Here is a 16,895-nt window from a genome sequence, read left to right as displayed (position 1 = left end):
ATATCAACTCTACGAAGCCACCGGTACGGAAGCGGAGCGGGTGAACCAGTCCAGGATTTCCTCACCGGCCGCGATACCTGTGTGTTCCGTGATCGTGAGCGTCGGATGCTGCCAGCCGATGGACTCGAGTTCGCCGTGTCGCGGACGGATGGCTGCGTCGGCGGACGCGAGCATCTCGGCGTCGAGCGCACCGTCGCCTGCCGCGAGCACCGGGGAGCCTGAAGCGAGTAGGCCCGCCTCGGTCAGTCGTCGGTGCACTTCCGCGACCGCGCGGCTCTTGCACACGGGATCCGGCATCGAATAGATCTTGCGGCCCTGCTGCGAGGCGTTCCATCCGTGGTCGATGCACCACGTGCTCCACTCGCTCATGAAGTCGCGGGGCTGTACGTCGACGTCGACGACCAGATAGCAGAACAGGTCTTCGGCGATCCGGAACTTCGACACCCACTCGGTCGAGATGCGTCGCCGCAGCTCGGCGGTGACCTCGTCGAGGCTCGCGGAGGCAGAGCGCACCGTGGCATCGATGCCGCGTCGCCAGCTCGCATCGGCTTGTCCGTCCACGAGGATCGCTCCGCCGTTGCTCGTGATCGCGTACGGCCACGGACCGCCGGGAAGGTCGATACGACGGAACTGTTCGGGGGTGCGCGTGGTGGTGGGCACCACGGGGTGGGACGCAGCGAGGTCGCGCAACCCGAGCGCTGCCGACTCGCTCACATACGACAGCGGGGCACCTTCGTAGTATTCGACGCACAGGAGACCACCCGCGGCGAACCTGTCCTCGCCCATCGCGCCGCGCGAGTAGATCATCGTGCGGTCGAGATCGGTGGCGATGAGTGCGGTGGCGGTCACGGCATGTCCTTGATCAGGCCCATGCATGAATAGGCGAGGTCGGGTACTTCCACGACCGGAACGTCGCGGGCGGCGGCGAGCATCCGGATGTGAGCATGCTCGTCGGCGTGGCTGTCGCGTACGAGAACCTTCCACGGCACTCGGCGCAGCAGCACGCGGGTGGTTTCGCCGACGCCGGGCTTGACGAAGTTGATGCTGGAGATGTCGAACTGCTTTCGGATCTTCTCGACCGATTCCCAGCCCGCCCAGGTGGGTCGCCGGTCGGACCCGAGAATCTGCCGAGCCTGCGCGACGGCGGGTGTGCGATCGCCGAATTCGGCGGCCACGGTGTCGAGAAGCTCGCCGGAGACGTCGTCACCGGCGAGTTCGGCGTAGAACTTGGCGCCGTGGAACTCACCCGGTGCGATGAAGTCGTCGTTGAGCACGGTGCGCGACACGAGGCCCGACACGGTCGAGTTCAGGCATGCCGACGCGATGAGGAAATCATCTCGGGTGCCGAAGGTGCGCACGCAGTGTCCGGGATCGGCGAGGACTGCGAGATCGCTCGAGAGAGACGGCCCACCGGATGCGGCGTATTCGGCGAGCGCCGCCGACAGTTCCCGCGCGATGGCGCCCTTGCCGGTCCAGCCGTCGACGAAGACCACAGTCTCCGGCTTGTGATGCTCGGTAATGTAATCGAGTGCAGCCCTGTCGATCCCGCGACCACGCACGATCGAGACCGCATAGTGCGGAAGATCGAGGCCGTGGTGCTGCTGCGCCCAGCGTCGGATCAGGATCCCGACGGGGGTTCCGGCTCGGGCCAGCGACACGAGCGTGAGATCGGTGCCGCGTTCGGCGAGCAGGAGTTCGGTGACGGTGCCGACGGCCTGCGCGAGACGGGGCGCTGTGGTGGCGAGGGCCTTGTCGAACAGTTCCCGGTACGCAGCGTCGGGTTGGTACTCGACGGGCAGGGACTCGGCGTAGTGCGCGAGTCCCGCCTGGATTCGGGCTTCGCGCTCGGCGATGCTGCCTTCGAGGTCGAGATGCGACAGGTCTTTGAGGAGCCAGCTCACTTCGTCGGCTGCGTACGACCCGAACTCGGGTCCGGTCAGCGGCGTGGTCATCGGGCTTCCTCCCTGAAGTGGCGCAGTGCCACCGGATCCGTGGACGGCACGACGGCGACGAGCACGTCCTCTCCCGCGGCCGAGAGCACGTCGAGCACACCGCCCGGGGCGCGCAGGCGTTCGGTGTCGGCCGGGCCGTCGATCACCAGGATCAGTTCGGGTCGTGTGTCGGTGCCGGCCCACTGTGCGTTGTACAGGAATCGTGGTGACTCGGGCTCGAGGTCGATGTCGATGTATTCCGGTGCGGTGAAGGTGAATCCGCGACGAAGGGGATACCCGGGAACATCGAGGACATACGCCGGGGAACGCGTGGTGGTCTGAAACCGCGTCGGTGTTCCGCGCGAGACGAGCGCGTTCGCGAGCCGCAGCGGTAGATACATCAGTTCCTCGTGGCCGATCACGATCGCTGGGCGCGCGACATCGAGGACGTCCACAATCGCGTCGACGGCGGCGTCGATGGCGGCATCGAACCCCGCGACATCGGAGTTCAGTACCCCATGGCGGCCACCGTCGGGAACGTGGCCCGGCCATGGCAGCTGCACGAAACGAATCTCTCCCCTTTGCGATGCAACAGGATTCAGAGCAGGGTCGGGGAGCGCCGTCACACGGGAGGTCAGGCCGTCGGGGATCTCCGTGTGCCCACCGGCGAGGCTCACGTGATCGATGCGGGCATCGAGTTCGTCGGCGGTGGCAACGGTGAGCAGGCGGTGCTCGTCCGCGCGCATATCGACCAGGGAGGCGACGACGTAGTGGTCGCGGGGTTGCTGCCGGTGCAGAGCGCGGATCGCGTCGAGCGCGGTGGCGCCCGTCGAGATCTCGTCGTCCACGAGCACCAGTGGCGCAGTGTTCGCGAACAACTCGGGCGAGGTGGGCTGCAGCAGGTGCGACGTCGCGTGGGAGTGACCTTCTTCGAACCCGGCGAAGACGTCGGCGCCGGGAACGTGGCGGCGCGTGGAGTGCAGATAGCATGCGGCCTCGAGGCTGTCGGCGACGCAGTGACCGAGCCCCGTTGCTGTTTCTGCGAATCCGAGCACGACAGCATCGGAGGCGATCGGTCCGAGTACGTCGGCGACGAGTTGTCCGAGTCGGCGACCCGCAGCCAGCACCACCTCGGGATCTGTCGGCAGGTGCTTGCCGAGGACCGTCGAGACCAGCAGATGCGCGCGTCGAGGGTTACGACGCAGGCCCGGTTCGACGAGTTCGGGCACGGTGTACCCCGTCGACGTGGCATCATGATGCAGGACCAGACCGAATGTCTCTGTGGCCCATAAGGTCTGCAATGTATCCGTCACCGGTCCACCAACGCCGTCAGTAGGTCCACGAACGAGACTCCTTTGTTGGTGACTCCGAACACCGAGGCGCGCACCAGGGTCTGCTGCGCCCAGGTGCGATGCGGTCGGCGTTCGTTCATCTTGTTGCCGTAGCCCGACGCCTGAACCCCGCCGGTGTCGGTATCGAGAATGTCGACGGCATCGTGGAATTCTTCGTGGGTCACCGCGGACAGTGCATGCACCGCGGCGACATGCGACGGATGGATGACGGTTTTCCCCTGGATACCGTTTGCTCGGTCCAGCGCGATCTCGCGCAGCAGCCCATCGAGATCGCGACTGACGAGCTGCTGCCGGAACAGCACCGCGTCCTGCTCCTCGAACGGGGTAGCGCGCAGCATCGGCCGAAACATCCGTTCGTGGTCGGCGAAGTACTCCCAGACCGGGCCTGTGATGACGAAGCCGGTGCCGTCGGTCCGGCCCAGATGGTTGACGATATGGGCGATGACGTCGACGACGACACGTACGTCGTAGATGGTGAGGTCGCGGTCGCGGCGGATGCCGAACGCACTGCACATGTCGGTCGCACCGATCCGCACCGCGAGTACTCGAGACCGGTATTCGGCGAGCAACTGCGAGATCGCGCGCAGTTCGTCGTCGCGGGTTTCGCGATGCACGATCGCTGTGGATTCGAGGACGGGCATGGCATACAGGTGTTTGCCGAGTAACGTCGACGCGTCGACGATAGCGTCGAGGAAGTCGCGGCCGCATTCAGCAGTGAACTTCGGGACTACGAACCCGGTGAGGACCGCGGTGCCGGCGCCGAGACCGCGGGCGATACGGCCGATACCGTCGGCGGTGCGGACCCGCACGAACAGCAGCATCCGGCCGGTGTCATCGGCGGCGAGCTCGTCGAGCGTGGCCACTGCGTTGCTGAGAGCGAACTCGACCTCGTCGTCGGCGACGGCGTCTTCGAGATCGAGGACCATCGAGGTGACGCCCTCGGCGGCACGCCGCTGGATTGTTGCCGCGAGGTCGGCGCGGGTAGCGGGCACATACAGGGTCGCACCGAGCGCGAGTGCGAGACGCTCGCGCTCGTCGGTGTGACCGAACGGCTCCGGTTCGTGGAGAAACAGTCTGTCCAGGGTGGCCTGATCCAGATGGCGGAAGTGGCGCATGTTGCGCACTTCGGTGTAGGTCGCCCCTGTCATGTGCGGTCTGTCCGTCCTCTCATTCGTTCAACCACTCCAGCGATGAAATCCGATACGGCATCCAGGTCGCGCACGTATGCCCAGTAATCGGGGTGAACCCCGGTGAGAGCGTCGACGGCTCTGTCGATCCGGTCCAATTGGGCGTCGAGGACCGATCCCCATTCTGCAGCCAGGTCGCGCTGCACCGCGAGTAGTTGCGCATCACGCAGGCGGAACCGCACCTCGTCGACCTTCGCCCGAGGATTCTCGCGCACGGCGCGCAGCGTCGCGAGTCGATCGGTCACCGCGTCGACCAGGTCTTCTGCCGCTGCAAGCTCTGCGCGTACTTCGGTCGCGAGGTCGAGTGCCAGTTCGGGCCGGGCGTCTGCGGCTGCCCGGCGCGCTTCGTCGAGCCGTGCCTCAGCGCGTTCGAGCAGTGCGTGGGCCTGCTGTTCGTTGCCGGACAGATCGGCCGAACTCGCGGCGTTGAACTCTCGGAGCAACGCGGAGTAGGCCGGTGGTAGGCCCGAAGCCCGAGTGCGTACGGCGCTCGATCGAGTCGTGACCGATGCCACGGTGTTGCGTGCCTCGGCCTGCCGGCCAGGTGCTTCGGAAAGGGCCTGGCGTAGGGCTTTCGTCGCTTCTTCTACCTGATGAGCAGCCGAGCGGACAGCGCCGGTGCCGCGAGCGGAGTCGAGCGTGCGCAGCACAGCACCGACTTGGTCGGCGGCTGTGCGCACAGACGGGTAATGCGCGAAGGACATGCGTTCGGGGGCCTGCAGGGCTTCGAGAGCCACCTGTGCGTCTGCCCGAACTCGATGCGCGAGTTGGGGAGCGGTCTGGGCAAGTGCGGTCGCATGCTCGAGGTGTCCCCGATTGTTCTCATAGAATTCATCGAGAATTCTTGTTGCATCCGATATTTGACGTGTCACCTGGTCATACGCTGCGGCGGGAGCAAGAGCTTGGTCGGGATCGGTGTGTGCGAGCTGCAGATACCCTTCGGCTGCTCGATAGCAGGTCTGCCGGATCGGTTCCCACTGCCGGAGCAGATTCCGTTCGGGCGCGATCTCATGTGATTCGGCGACCCCGGCCTCGGCGACGGACTGGCGCCGGTCCATGTCGAGGAACGCGGCCACCATCGTGTCATGGGCACGACGAGCCGCGGGATCTTCGGTGCGCCCGCCGCCGAAGAGGCGGCGTGTCCATCGGCTCGCCACAAGACCGAATGGTACTGGTCGCGCGGCCGACGGCGCCGTGGCCCACAACACTGGGCATAGTGGACAGGGGCGTACTTCATTCCCACCTATTACTGTGGGGGATACGCACGAAACCGGGCGTACCTCTCCGGTGCGTCGACCGACCGATCGAAAGGACCCCGCATGGGCGTCAGCTTGACCAAGGGCGGCAATGTCTCCCTCACGAAGGAAGCTCCGAACCTGACCGCAGTGGCCGTCGGCCTCGGCTGGGACGTGCGCACCACCACCGGCACCGACTTCGACCTCGACGCGAGTGCGATCGCGACCGGTGCCGACAAGAAGGTCGTTTCGGATCAGCACTTCATCTTCTTCAACAACATGAAGTCGCCCGACGGCTCCATCGAGCACACCGGCGACAACAAGACCGGTGAGGGCGACGGCGACGACGAGATCATCAACGTCGACCTGGCTGCCGTTCCGGCGAACATCGAGTCCATCTTCTTCCCCGTCTCCATCTACGACGGTGACGCGCGCAGCCAGTCGTTCGGCCAGGTCCGCAACGCCTACATCCGCGTCGTCGACCGTTCCAACGGCACCGAGCTCGCCCGCTACGACCTGAGCGAGGACGCTTCCACCGAGACCGCCATGGTGTTCGGTGAGCTGTACCGCAACGGCGCAGAGTGGAAGTTCCGCGCAATCGGTCAGGGTTACGCGTCGGGTCTGTCGGGCATCGCCCGCGACTACGGTGTCAACGTCTAAGAACCGTTCGAATCGGATCCGGTCCTTGGCCTCGATGCCGGGACCGGATCTGCATTTGCCGAATTGCAGTAACCACCCTGCATAGCCCTGACTCCGAGAAGAAAGGCCACGCTTCGTGGTTCTGCGAATATTCGGTGCGTCCTTCGCCGTCACCGTCGTCTCCCTGGTGGTCGCCTTCCTGTATGGCGGTCCCGAAGCCCTGTTTCTCTGTGTGATCCTCGGCATTCTCGAGGTGTCGCTCTCGTTCGACAACGCGGTCATCAACGCGACCGTGCTGCGGCGGATGAGCGAGTTCTGGCAGAAGATCTTCCTCACCATCGGCATCCTCATCGCCGTCTTCGGCATGCGCCTGGTGTTCCCGCTGCTCATCGTGTGGGTCGCGTCGGGTCTCGGCCCGGTCGCCGCGCTCGACCTGGCATTGAACCCACCGGCGGACGGCGCCCCCTACTTCCCCAACGGGGATCCGAGTTACGAAACCTTGATCACCGACGCGCACCCGCAGATCGCGGCATTCGGTGGCATGTTCCTGTTGATGCTGTTCCTCCACTTCATCCTCGAAGAGCGTGAGATCAAGTGGCTGCAGTGGATCGAGCGTCCGCTGGCGAAGGCTGGCAAGCTCGACCAGCTCGAGGTCGTCATCGCGATCGTCCTGCTCCTGATCACCGCCACGGTCATCGCTCCCGACGACGCGGTGTCGACCGTGATGATCGCCGGTGCGCTCGGCATGATCACGTACATTGCGGTGAACGGTCTCGGCGAGATGTTCCACATCCCCGAGGAGGGCGAGGAGCCCAGCGGTGGCCCGTCAGGTCTGGCCAAGGCCACGGGTAAAGCGGGATTCTTCCTGTTCCTCTACTTGGAAGTCCTCGACGCATCGTTCTCGTTCGACGGTGTCATCGGTGCGTTCGCCATCACGTCCGACCCGATCATCATCGCGCTGGGGCTCGGCTTCATCGGCGCCATGTTCGTCCGTTCGATCACCATTTTCCTGGTCCGCAAGGGCACGCTCAACGAGTACGTCTACCTCGAACACGGTGCTCACTGGGCGATCGGTGCGCTCGCGCTGATCCTGCTGTACTCGATCGGCACGCACGTTCCCGAGCTCATCACCGGAATGGTCGGCATCGTCCTGATCGGTGCGGCGTTCGCGTCGAGCATCTACCGGAACCGCAAGCACGGCAAGGCGGAAGTGTCCGTCTGATCGAGATCGACCGATGGGAGCCTTCGACCCTGTTCTCGGGCCGGAGGCTCCCGTCTTCATATCCGGGCACCACCTCATGAAAGGCAAGTACATGGCCATCGACTACAGCAAGAAGCCCGAGCAGGGATCCGGCGGAGTCAACCTCAGCAAGATCAACCTGACGAAGGACTCCCCCTCGGTCAGCCTCACCAAGGGCAGCGCGGGGCAGGGTGTGATCCGGGTGAATCTCAACTGGTCACGCGGTGAACAGAAGAAGGGATTCCTCGCGAAGCTCACCGGTGCAGCCGGCGGCGTCGATCTCGACCTCGGGTGCCTGTTCGAGCTGGCCGACGGGTCGAAAGGCGTCATCCAGGCGCTCGGCAACAGCTTCGGGGCACTGAACACCCCGCCGTACATCCACCTCGACGGCGACGATCGCACCGGTTCCGCTCAGGGCGGCGAGAACATGCACATCAACCTCGAACGTCCCGAGTTGATCAAGCGCGTGCTGATCTTCGCCATGATCTACGAGGGTGCTGCCAACTGGGCCGCAGTCGACGGTGTTGTCACACTTACTCAGCCCTCGGGACAGGAGATCGAGGTGCGCCTCGATTCGCCGAACAACGGCGCCCGGATCTGCGCTATCGCGATGCTGCAGAGCACCCCGCAGGGCGTGACCGTGCAGCGTCTCGTCGAATACGTCAACGGCAGCCAGTCCGACCTCGACCGCCAGTACGACTGGGGCATGAAGTGGCAGGCCGGCCGCAAGTAGGCATCTTCACCCGTTTTCCGCCCGCCAGAGCAAGTATCGCTGTGGCGGGCGTTCGGGTCTGCACGCCTGCGGCGAGGAAGCCCTTCTCCTCGTAGCCGGGTGTCAGCGACCGATCCTGTCGAGTTCGGCCACGGCCTCTTCGGGGAGAGAAAGGCCGGCGCCTGCGATGTTCTCGCGCAGGTGCGCCGATGACGATGTGCCGGGGATCAGCAGGATATTCGGGGAACGCTGCAGAAGCCATGCGAGTGCCACCGACATCGGCGCTGCCTCGAGCTGTTCGGCTACCGCGGAGAGCGTCTCGGACTGCAGCGGCGTGAAGCCTCCCAGCGGAAAGAAGGGAACATAGGCGATGCCCTGCATGGCGAGTTGGTCGATGAGGGCGTCGTCGTGGCGGTGCGCAAGGTTGTACATGTTCTGTACGCACACGATCGGGGCAATGCTCTGGGCTTCTGCGACCTGCTCGGGGGTGACGTTGCTGACCCCGAGGTGTCGGATCGAACCCTGCGCCTGAAGCTCGGCGAGTGTCCCGAACGCTTCCTCGAGGGAGCCGGGCTGCGGTCCGGTCGCGTCGCCCATCCGCATGTTGACGAGATCGAGGACTTCGACCCCGAGGGATCGGAGATTTCCCTGGACCTGCTTGCGGAGGTCTTCGGGCCGCCGAGCGGTGGGCCAGCCGCCCTGCGCGTCGCGGTTCGCCCCGACCTTGGTGGCGACGAGCAGCGAATCAGGGTAGGGGCGAAGGGCTTCGCTGATCAGCTCGTTGGTGACCGTGGGCCCGTACGCGTCGCTGGTGTCGATGTGGGTGATCCCGGCCTCGACGGCCTCGCGCAGTACGGCCAGGGCGCCGGCCTGGTCGGCGGGCGGGCCCATGACTGCCGGGCCTGCAAGCTGCATTGCCCCGTAACCGAACCTGGTGACGGGAGAGTCACCGAGAGTCCAGGTGCCGCCGGGAAGTGAAGTGCTGAGTGCTTCCATCGTGTTCGCTTTACCCCTTGGTCCTACGGGGGCGCTTATCGCCACCGTAGGACCATCATTGGGGAACCGTTTCCCCGTGGGGAAGTAGGCACCTGAAAGTGCGTAACACACCCCGGGGAGAAGGCGTGATCGAAGTGGCGACGACGAGTGCGGCTCAGAAGCGAGCGTTGGACAAGGTGCAGTACAACGCGTTCCTGGCGTAGTGCCCGAGATATCAACTGCTGGAACGTATCTCCGGATACGCCGAGCGCGATGTCTGACCAGCGGCGGCATTGTTGCCGTCAGCCCCGAGCGGTGAGTCGGACATCTGAGGGGCGTAGCGCGACTCGGCCAACGCGATTCGCGGACCGTGCACGGTGCCGAATCTGATTCCCTTTGCGACCCAGAAGGGCGCTATCGTTCCCGTCTGCGGTGCGCGTGGGTGCGCACCTTCATCCTGTTCCCGCAAGTGGTCATGGAGCACCACTTGGCGCTGCCGGGGCGACTGTGGTCGATGAGGAAGAGATTGCACTCGGTGTTGGCGCAGGGGCGAAGCCGGCCGGGCATTCTCTCCATGACGTCGGACCAGGCCATCGCCGCACGAACCGCAAGTCTCTCGGCCGGGGGAGTGTGCAGCTCCCATCGGATACCGGTGGGGGTGACCTCGGGTGTGAGGATCGCGTCGCGGATCAGTGAACCGAGGGCGGCGTAGGCGTCGCCCCGGTCGCGAATCACCTCGTGCAGGGCGCTCCGCATCTGCTGGAGGTGCGCGATCTCGGTCTTCGAGCCCGTTCCGCCGAACCGCTGGACAAACTCGCGACCGGCCGAACCTTGCAGGCCGTCGACCTTCACTCCGTCGATGATCGGTGCGCTGTTCAGCAACGCCAACAGCAGATCCTCGTCCTGAATCATGTGCACCCTTTCCGCCGGCCACTCGATCGCTACCGCATCCGTCTCATGCTACCGTCGAACTAACCACTAAAACTACGTTAAGAGGTTAGTTATGTCTGCTGTGCACCACCGCACCGTCGCCGTCGGCGACCTCGAGGTCTTCTACCGCGAGTCCGGATCCTCGGATGCGCCCGTTCTTCTTCTGCTGCACGGATATCCGACCAGCTCGCACATGTTTCGACATCTCATTCCGGCCCTTGCGGACCGGTACCGCGTCGTTGCGCCCGACCACATCGGGTTCGGTCGCTCGTCGGCTCCCTCGGCGGACGACTTCGATTACACCTTCGAGTCCCTCACAAAGGTGACACGTACCTTCCTTGCGAAGCTCGGTATTACGAGATACACCGTGTACGTGCAGGATTACGGCGCGCCGATCGCCTGGCGCCTGGCACTGGCTGAGCCGGAGTCCGTCGAGGCCGTCATCTCACAGAACGGTAATGCGTACGAGGAAGGCTTCGTACCGGCGTTCTGGGAACCGATCTGGAACTACGGAGCCGACCGGTCCGTCGAGAACGAAGAGGCCCTGCGGCCGGCCCTCGGGCGAGAGGCGGTGGAATGGCAGTACAAGCACGGGGTCGCCGACGTGACGGCCATCGACCCTGACTCCTGGGAACACGACCTCGCACTACTTGGTCGTCCGGGGGTCGACCGCGCTCAGCTGAACCTGTTCGCCGACTACACAACCAATCGACGGCTGTACCCCGCGGTCCACGACTGGCTGCGCACCACTCGGATCCCCGTACTCGCAGTGTGGGGGAAGAATGACGAGATCTTCGGCCCTGCCGGTGCCGAAGCCTTCCGAAACGACGTACCCGATGCGCGCGTCGAGTTGATGAACGGCGGCCACTTCCTTCTCGAGTCCCACCTCGATGACGTCGTCCGCATCATCGATGAGTGGCGCAGTGAGACTCCTGAGATCGGAAAGGTACTCCAATGAACATTTTCGTCATCGGAATCACCGGGAGAATCGGTCGGCTACTCGCCGATCACCTCTCGGGTCGAGGCGACACGGTCAGGGGCTTGACGCGGTCGGCCCGCGACCAGGCCGAGTTCGCCGCCGCCGGTATCGAGACATACGTCGCCGAGCTGGGCGCGATGACGCCGCACGACGTCGCGGCAGCCGTCGACGACGCGGATGTGATCGTGTTCACCGCAGGATCGAACGGTGGAGAACGAAGAGTCACCGAATCTGTCGACCGAGACGGTGTCGCCAAGACCATCGAAGCAGCGCATTTGGCCGGCGTTCGTCGGGTCGCGGTCGTGTCGGTCTTCCCGGAGGCATGGAGAGAACGTCGACTTCCCGCCGACGAGGAGTACTACTTCGCCGCAAAGAAGGAAGCGGAGGTCGCACTCACCCACAGCGGCCTCGACTGGGTCATCCTGCGCCCCTCTTTGTTGACAGACGAGGCAGAAACGGGGCTCGTCGCCCTCGGGCCTGCTGAAGTGCACGGACAAATCAGTCGGGGCGACGTCGCCGCGACACTCGTCCACATCCTGTACGAACCCCGCATCAGCAGGAAGATCCTCGAACTGAACGAGGGTGACACGCGCATCGACGTAGCGGTGTCGCGTGCCGGTGCGGAACCGGGAAGGACAGAGAACGGCTCCATCCGCTCTTAGCGCAGTCGGACGGAAGATCGGAGCATGGTCTCCGAAGTTCGCAGCATGCTCCGACCTCCCGCCATCCCATCCGTCAAAGTTCGCCTACCCACCGCACCTACGAGACATCCACCGCGCTGATGCCGCGCCGAAGTAAGACCGATCGCTTCCGATATCTCCAGTGGAATCCCCGGCCGCAAGTAGGACCCCACGGATGTTTCCTCACCCGCCGCATGGGTACGCAGTGCGTGGACTGTGTACCGGGCCGGTGAGGAGCAATCGATGCGCGACGATTATGACGAACGTGACCTGACGGTCGGGGAGCAGAAGGAGTGGGCGGCCGGAGTCCGCGGTGTCGCGGTCGCGCTGAAACGTTCCTACGAGCACATGGGGCTGGTCCGGTCTGCCGAGACTCTGCGTGAGCTGAATCAGGCCGAAGGGTTCGACTGCATGAGCTGCGCGTGGCCGGACCCGGACCCGGGACACCGGAAGATCGCGGAGTTCTGTGAGAACGGCGCCAAGGCGGTGGCGGAGGAAGCCACCCGCGACCGTGCCGATCCCGATTTCTTCGCGCGGTACAGCATCGCCGACCTCGCGAGCCATAGTGAGATGTGGCTCGGACAGCAGGGGCGCATCACGCATCCGATGGTCAAGCACCCGGGGGCGACGCATTACACCCCGATCACCTGGGATTCTGCATACGCACTGGTCGGCGAGCAACTGAGGTCGCTGGACAGCCCGGACGAAGCGATCTTCTACACCTCGGGCCGGGCCTCGAACGAGGCAGCCTTCGTCTACCAGTTGTTCGCACGCGCGTACGGCACCAACAATTTGCCCGATTGTTCGAACATGTGCCATGAATCCACCAGCATTGCACTGCAGGAATCCATCGGCATCGGAAAAGCCAGTGTCACGCTCGACGACATCCACAACGCGGAACTCATCATTCTGCAGGGGCAGAATCCGGGCACCAACCATCCGCGCATGCTCACCGAACTCGAGACGGCCAAACGTCGCGGCGCGAAGATCCTCACGATCAATCCGCTGCGAGAAGCCGGTCTGATGAATTTCCGCAATCCGCAGGCGCCTCGGGGAGTGGTGGGCCACGGTACAGATCTCTCGGATCTCCACCTTCCCGTCGCAGTCAACGGCGACCTGGCGCTGTTGCAGGCGTTCGGAGCGCTGCTCGTCGAATGGGATGCGCTCGACCATGAGTTCCTCGATCGCCACGCCCACGGCTTCGACGCGTGGAAGCTGCACGTGGAGGCTCTCGATTGGGATCTTGTCACCTCGGCGACCGGGTTGTCGCGCGAGCAGATCACGGAAGCCGCGCAGATGCTGCGGCGGTCGAAGGCGACGGTGTTCTGCTGGGCGATGGGCCTGACACAGCACCGCAACGCTGTGGCAACCATCAAGGAGATCGTCAATCTTTCTCTGGCGCAGGGAAACATCGGAAAGCGAGGCGCCGGGCTGATGCCGGTGCGTGGACATTCCAATGTCCAGGGCGATCGCACGATGGGTATCTGGGAACGAGTGCCACAGCACTTCCTCGACGCTATCGAGCGCGAGTTCGGGTTCGATCCTCCTCGTGAGAACGGCTGGGATACGGTCGATTCCATTCGTGCCATGCGCGACGGCAAAGGGAAGTTCTTCCTCGGCCTCGGCGGCAACTTCGTGCAGTCCGCGCCCGACACCGCAGTCACCGCGGAAGCGCTGTCCCGCACCGCGATGACGGTGCATATTTCCACGAAGATCAACCGATCGCATCTCGTGTGCGGCGATACCGCGCTGATACTGCCCACGCTCGGTCGCACGGAGAAGGACGTCCAGAAGTCGGGAGAGCAGTTCATCAGTGTCGAGGACACCGCGTGTGCTGTGCACGCATCGCGTGGGCCTCTGAAGCCTGCGAGCACGCATTTGCAGTCCGAGGTTGCGATCCTCACCGGCATCGCCGAAGCCACACTGGGCGACCGGCATGGGATTGGCTGGAAGTCGATGCGCGACGACTACGTGAACATTCGAACCCACATCTCGCGGGTGGTCGCGGGTTGTGAAGGATACGAGGTGAACGTACGGCGACCCGGCGGGTTCATCCTTCCGCATCCGCCGCGCGACAGCAGAACCTTCCAGACCGAATCGGGCAGAGGCGAATTCGCGGTCTCACCCATCGAGGTCCTGCACGTGCCCGAGGGTCACCTCTTGTTGCAGACGCTGCGCAGTCACGACCAGTTCAACACCACGATCTACGGGCTCAGCGACCGCTACCGGGGAATCGAGGGTGGGCGCCGCGTCGTGTTCCTGCACCGCGACGACATCGCCGCGCTCGGATTCGACAACGGTGACATGGTCGATCTCTTCACTCTCTGGGACGGTGACGAACGCGTGCGGTGCGCGTTGCAGTTCCGCATCGTCGAATACGACGTCCCGCGAGGGTCCGCGGCCGCCTACTATCCCGAGACGAACGCCCTGGTGCCGCTGGATTCGACAGCTCTGCACAGCAATTGCCCGACATACAAGTCGATCGTCATCTCTCTGTCCGCCGCGGGCACTCGGGACCACACGTGTCCCGACGTGCACAGCCAGCAACCGGTGGGATCGGATCGGTCGCACAAGTCGCATCCGGCACCGGAGCACCTGTCCTAGAACACGCCGTCGCGCAACAGAGTTCCGGCATCGGCGAACGCCCGGGCGCGACGCAATACCGTCGGTGGCCCGGGTGGATTGCCGTGCCACTGGTGGAACAGGGTGCTCAAGCTCAGCACGATTCGCTCGGGTGAACTCCAGTTGTTCCACCGATCGAATTCTTTGCTGCGCGCAAGTTCTCGTGCTGCCTGCCTGATTCCGGTTCCGCAGTCGTACTGTGCCCGGCCTGCGTCACGCAACCAGACCCAGTATTCGCGTAGCTCGAGAATCTCGGTGGTCCCACACAGTGGTCCGTGACCCGGAACGTAGACGTCGGCTTCCCACGCGAGTAGGCGATCGAGCGCCGCGATCCAGTTCTCGAGCGGACCGTGCCAGAGGATCGGTGTGGTCCCGATGAACAGCATGTCGCCAGTGAACACCACGCCCGCGTCAGGCACGCGCGCGACGAGATCACCGGCGGTGTGGCACGGTCCGAGCCGCTCGAGGTCGACCGCCCGGTCTCCGATGGTCAGTCGATGCGTCTCGTCGAACGTGTGGTCGGGGAAGCGCGGTGTGCGGCGCGGGAACCGGGCGTCGCCCCGCACGCGTGCCATGTAGCTGCCGGCAGCGCCGATCGGTCCGGGGATCCGCCCGATCATCTCACCGGCCGTGGCTATCACGGTCAAGGCAGCCGGCGGAAGGTCTTCGTGCATTCCTTCGAGTGCTGCCGCGCTGGTCGTGATCCGAGTCGCGGTGGGGAGTGCGTCGTTGCCCCACCAGTGATCGCCGTCGGAGTGGGTGTTGACTGCCTCAGTGATCGGTGCGTCGACCACGAGCGGCCACTGCACGTCGGCGACACGTTTCGCCCACGCGACGTCCCACATGGTGTCCACCACGAGCGACGCCGCGCCGGGCGCGACGACGAGCCCGGTGTTCGCTTCGCCCCAGCCCCCCGACGGGCGCAGGAAGGCCCATACTCCGTCGCCCAGCTGTGTCAGTCCGCTCTGTTCCATCGCTCCCCGTTGCCTGCTGAACGTTCACGGCCTTCGGCGTGCGCCGCGTTTCGGACTCGTGCTCCCGGGTACCCACACGCACACAGTGAATCGGGAAGAGGTGTGTCCGGGAATGAAGCTTACAACCGTTCTGGGTACCGTAGCGGCGACGGCGACGACCGCGCTCATCGGGTCGATCGCATCGCGCGACGTCGATTCACGGTGGTACCGCAAGTTGCGCAAGCCGGATTTTCAACCTCCGGCGGCGGCTTTTCCGGTGGTGTGGACGGCTCTGTACGCCGACATCGCGGTCACGTCCGCAGTGGCGATCGACGAGTTGACCGAGCGGGGTGCCACCGAGGAACGCCGGAACTACGTCGGTGCGCTAGTGACGAATCTGGTGTTGAACGGGGCGTGGTCGTGGGTGTTCTTCAAGGGGCACCGGCCTGTGCCTGCGACGGCCGTCGCCGCACTGCTCACCGTGAGTAGTGCCGATCTCGCGCGTCGCACCGCATCGGCGAACCCTGTCGCCGGGCTGGCGCTGGCGCCGTACCCGGTGTGGACCTCGTTTGCGACAGTGCTCAGCGGACGGATTGCACAACTCAATCGGTGATGCAGTGCGCCGAGCGGCCGTTCCGCGCATGGGGCGAGGTCACCGGCTTTGCTCGGCAGCATTCTTGATGGCCTCCAGCCGGCGGTCCCATCCTGAGCCCACGGCATCGAGTGTGCGGCCCACCGCACTCAATCTCGAACCGGCAGCGGAGAACCGGAGTTCGCGACCGACGCGTTCGGAGGTCACCAGCTCGGATGCTTCCAGGACCGCCAGATGTTTCGCGATCGCTTGACGCGACACCGTGAATTCCGACGCGAGAGCCGAAGCGGATGCGGGTGATCGTCCGAGGCGCTGCAGGATCTGCCACCGCGTGTCGTCGGCCAGTGCCGCAAACACGCGCGTGGTGTCGGAGACCTCGTCCGACTCAGTGTGCGGCAACCGTTTTCCCTTTCTCGAGGTGGTTCCTGGCGAGATTCAGTTCGATGGCCCAGCCGTCGGCGTTCCCCTCGTACTTGGCGCGGCGCTCGGCGGAGTCGCCGGGAAGCGAGGTGAATCCGGATTCCGTCACGCTCAAGACGGTCGAGGTATCGGACACGGCGTCGAGCCGGAACTCGACGAGCGTGGATGGGCTGTGGGGGTCGGCGTGGTCGGAAAGCCAGCGGAATGCCGCGTAGTGCGGTTCGTCCAGTGTGACGGTGCGGAAGGTGAAGGCACCGTGGACGGGATCGTGAACGACGGTGAGATCGCCGTTGTATTCGAGTCGGTGCTCGGTGATCAACGCGTCGTTGATGTACCACCCGGGTTCGGCCACGAGTTCCCATACCCGTGTGGCCGGGGCGTCGATGGTGATCTGTCGTTCGATGCGGTCGAGTTCGTCTGCCATGATTCCTCCTCGTTGGGTGCAACT

The 16,895-nt window shown here is 64.7% G+C and carries 17 protein-coding genes; 7 read left to right on the top strand and 10 right to left on the bottom strand.

Annotation, left to right across the window (positions count from 1 at the left end):
- Positions 1 to 9: 9 nt before the first annotated feature.
- The 5 genes from ACFWB0_RS08900 to ACFWB0_RS08880 are packed head-to-tail and all read right to left on the bottom strand — an operon-like array spanning position 10 to position 5,549.
- Complete coding sequence (locus ACFWB0_RS08900) at positions 10 to 807, bottom strand: HAD family hydrolase (RefSeq protein WP_378490141.1); 798 nt, start codon at positions 805 to 807, stop codon at positions 10 to 12.
- Positions 808 to 845: 38 nt separating this feature from the next.
- Entirely contained in the window at positions 846 to 1,952 is a 1,107-nt protein-coding gene (locus tag ACFWB0_RS08895) for a cysteine protease StiP family protein (protein WP_378490071.1), read from the bottom strand.
- Positions 1,949 to 3,244, bottom strand: coding sequence for a phosphoribosyltransferase family protein (locus ACFWB0_RS08890; RefSeq protein WP_378490070.1), 1,296 nt, complete (start codon positions 3,242 to 3,244; stop codon positions 1,949 to 1,951). The genes ACFWB0_RS08895 and ACFWB0_RS08890 overlap by 4 nt, the downstream gene beginning before the upstream one ends.
- Positions 3,241 to 4,398, bottom strand: coding sequence for an HpcH/HpaI aldolase/citrate lyase family protein (locus tag ACFWB0_RS08885; RefSeq protein ID WP_378490140.1), 1,158 nt, complete (start codon positions 4,396 to 4,398; stop codon positions 3,241 to 3,243). Before ACFWB0_RS08885 ends, ACFWB0_RS08890 begins: the two co-directional genes overlap by 4 nt.
- 29 nt (positions 4,399 to 4,427) lie before the next feature.
- Positions 4,428 to 5,549: a hypothetical protein gene (locus ACFWB0_RS08880; RefSeq protein ID WP_378490139.1), complete on the bottom strand. Its 1,122-nt coding sequence runs from the start codon at positions 5,547 to 5,549 to the stop codon at positions 4,428 to 4,430.
- A 240-nt stretch (positions 5,550 to 5,789) separates the two neighbouring features.
- On the opposite strand from ACFWB0_RS08880, the gene ACFWB0_RS08875 reads away from it, so the two are divergent.
- The 3 genes from ACFWB0_RS08875 to ACFWB0_RS08865 all read left to right on the top strand — a co-directional run bounded on the left by ACFWB0_RS08875 (position 5,790) and on the right by ACFWB0_RS08865 (position 8,317).
- Positions 5,790 to 6,365 carry a TerD family protein gene (locus ACFWB0_RS08875; RefSeq protein WP_378490069.1) on the top strand — a complete coding sequence of 192 codons (576 nt, stop codon included), beginning with the start codon at positions 5,790 to 5,792 and terminating at the stop codon, positions 6,363 to 6,365.
- A gap of 115 nt (positions 6,366 to 6,480) precedes the next feature.
- Positions 6,481 to 7,566 (top strand): DUF475 domain-containing protein, encoded by a 1,086-nt coding sequence (locus tag ACFWB0_RS08870; RefSeq protein WP_378490068.1) that lies wholly within the window; start codon positions 6,481 to 6,483, stop codon positions 7,564 to 7,566.
- 91 nt (positions 7,567 to 7,657) lie between these two features.
- Complete coding sequence (locus ACFWB0_RS08865) at positions 7,658 to 8,317, top strand: tellurium resistance protein (RefSeq protein ID WP_378490138.1); 660 nt, start codon at positions 7,658 to 7,660, stop codon at positions 8,315 to 8,317.
- A 102-nt stretch (positions 8,318 to 8,419) separates the two neighbouring features.
- Here ACFWB0_RS08865 and ACFWB0_RS08860 read toward each other — a convergent pair whose 3' ends face one another.
- The gene (locus ACFWB0_RS08860) at positions 8,420 to 9,292 is read right to left on the bottom strand and encodes an aldo/keto reductase family oxidoreductase (protein WP_378490067.1); all 873 of its coding nucleotides are present in this window, start codon (positions 9,290 to 9,292) and stop codon (positions 8,420 to 8,422) included.
- Positions 9,293 to 9,685: 393 nt separating this feature from the next.
- Complete coding sequence (locus tag ACFWB0_RS08855) at positions 9,686 to 10,183, bottom strand: CGNR zinc finger domain-containing protein (protein ID WP_378490066.1); 498 nt, start codon at positions 10,181 to 10,183, stop codon at positions 9,686 to 9,688.
- A 91-nt stretch (positions 10,184 to 10,274) separates the two neighbouring features.
- Here ACFWB0_RS08855 and ACFWB0_RS08850 point away from each other — a divergent pair, with 91 nt between their 5' ends.
- From ACFWB0_RS08850 to ACFWB0_RS08840, 3 genes are all read left to right on the top strand, one after another.
- A complete protein-coding gene (locus ACFWB0_RS08850) occupies positions 10,275 to 11,159 on the top strand; it encodes an alpha/beta fold hydrolase (RefSeq protein WP_378490065.1) in 885 nt (294 codons plus the stop codon).
- Positions 11,156 to 11,842: an NAD(P)H-binding protein gene (locus ACFWB0_RS08845; RefSeq protein ID WP_378490064.1), complete on the top strand. Its 687-nt coding sequence runs from the start codon at positions 11,156 to 11,158 to the stop codon at positions 11,840 to 11,842. Before ACFWB0_RS08850 ends, ACFWB0_RS08845 begins: the two co-directional genes overlap by 4 nt.
- Positions 11,843 to 12,103: 261 nt before the next feature.
- Complete coding sequence (locus tag ACFWB0_RS08840) at positions 12,104 to 14,464, top strand: FdhF/YdeP family oxidoreductase (protein ID WP_378490063.1); 2,361 nt, start codon at positions 12,104 to 12,106, stop codon at positions 14,462 to 14,464.
- Here ACFWB0_RS08840 and ACFWB0_RS08835 read toward each other — a convergent pair.
- Positions 14,461 to 15,456: an MBL fold metallo-hydrolase gene (locus ACFWB0_RS08835; protein WP_378490062.1), complete on the bottom strand. Its 996-nt coding sequence runs from the start codon at positions 15,454 to 15,456 to the stop codon at positions 14,461 to 14,463. The two genes, ACFWB0_RS08840 and ACFWB0_RS08835, sit on opposite strands and share 4 nt — an antisense overlap.
- Before the next feature lie 112 nt (positions 15,457 to 15,568).
- Here ACFWB0_RS08835 and ACFWB0_RS08830 point away from each other — a divergent pair, with 112 nt between their 5' ends.
- Positions 15,569 to 16,048: a TspO/MBR family protein gene (locus ACFWB0_RS08830; protein WP_378490061.1), complete on the top strand. Its 480-nt coding sequence runs from the start codon at positions 15,569 to 15,571 to the stop codon at positions 16,046 to 16,048.
- A gap of 39 nt (positions 16,049 to 16,087) precedes the next feature.
- Here ACFWB0_RS08830 and ACFWB0_RS08825 read toward each other — a convergent pair whose 3' ends face one another.
- Together ACFWB0_RS08825 and ACFWB0_RS08820 are read right to left on the bottom strand one after the other, a co-directional pair.
- A complete protein-coding gene (locus tag ACFWB0_RS08825) occupies positions 16,088 to 16,426 on the bottom strand; it encodes an ArsR/SmtB family transcription factor (protein ID WP_378490060.1) in 339 nt (112 codons plus the stop codon).
- Positions 16,413 to 16,871, bottom strand: a complete 459-nt coding sequence (locus ACFWB0_RS08820; RefSeq protein WP_378490059.1) for an ATPase — start codon at positions 16,869 to 16,871, stop codon at positions 16,413 to 16,415. Before ACFWB0_RS08820 ends, ACFWB0_RS08825 begins: the two co-directional genes overlap by 14 nt.
- Positions 16,872 to 16,895: the final 24 nt, after the last annotated feature.

It is taken from the genome of Rhodococcus sp. NPDC060086 (assembly GCF_042730275.1).
In the GTDB taxonomy this organism is placed as follows: Bacteria; Actinomycetota; Actinomycetes; order Mycobacteriales; family Mycobacteriaceae; genus Rhodococcus.
The sequence above is the reverse complement of the archived record's forward strand: the minus strand, read 5'-3'. Positions and strand labels throughout refer to the sequence as shown.

Coding starts and splice junctions, on each gene's coding strand:
- ACFWB0_RS08855 (WP_378490066.1), bottom strand. CDS start 10,183: ATGATTCAGGACGAGGATCTGCTGTTGGCGTTGCTGAACAGCGCACCG.
- ACFWB0_RS08900 (WP_378490141.1), bottom strand. CDS start 807: ATGATCTACTCGCGCGGCGCGATGGGCGAGGACAGGTTCGCCGCGGGT.
- ACFWB0_RS08865 (WP_378490138.1), top strand. CDS start 7,658: ATGGCCATCGACTACAGCAAGAAGCCCGAGCAGGGATCCGGCGGAGTC.
- ACFWB0_RS08845 (WP_378490064.1), top strand. CDS start 11,156: ATGAACATTTTCGTCATCGGAATCACCGGGAGAATCGGTCGGCTACTC.
- ACFWB0_RS08840 (WP_378490063.1), top strand. CDS start 12,104: ATGCGCGACGATTATGACGAACGTGACCTGACGGTCGGGGAGCAGAAG.
- ACFWB0_RS08850 (WP_378490065.1), top strand. CDS start 10,275: ATGTCTGCTGTGCACCACCGCACCGTCGCCGTCGGCGACCTCGAGGTC.
- ACFWB0_RS08830 (WP_378490061.1), top strand. CDS start 15,569: ATGAAGCTTACAACCGTTCTGGGTACCGTAGCGGCGACGGCGACGACC.
- ACFWB0_RS08860 (WP_378490067.1), bottom strand. CDS start 9,292: ATGGAAGCACTCAGCACTTCACTTCCCGGCGGCACCTGGACTCTCGGT.
- ACFWB0_RS08895 (WP_378490071.1), bottom strand. CDS start 1,952: ATGACCACGCCGCTGACCGGACCCGAGTTCGGGTCGTACGCAGCCGAC.
- ACFWB0_RS08880 (WP_378490139.1), bottom strand. CDS start 5,549: ATGGTGGCCGCGTTCCTCGACATGGACCGGCGCCAGTCCGTCGCCGAG.
- ACFWB0_RS08885 (WP_378490140.1), bottom strand. CDS start 4,398: ATGCGCCACTTCCGCCATCTGGATCAGGCCACCCTGGACAGACTGTTT.
- ACFWB0_RS08835 (WP_378490062.1), bottom strand. CDS start 15,456: ATGGAACAGAGCGGACTGACACAGCTGGGCGACGGAGTATGGGCCTTC.
- ACFWB0_RS08875 (WP_378490069.1), top strand. CDS start 5,790: ATGGGCGTCAGCTTGACCAAGGGCGGCAATGTCTCCCTCACGAAGGAA.
- ACFWB0_RS08820 (WP_378490059.1), bottom strand. CDS start 16,871: ATGGCAGACGAACTCGACCGCATCGAACGACAGATCACCATCGACGCC.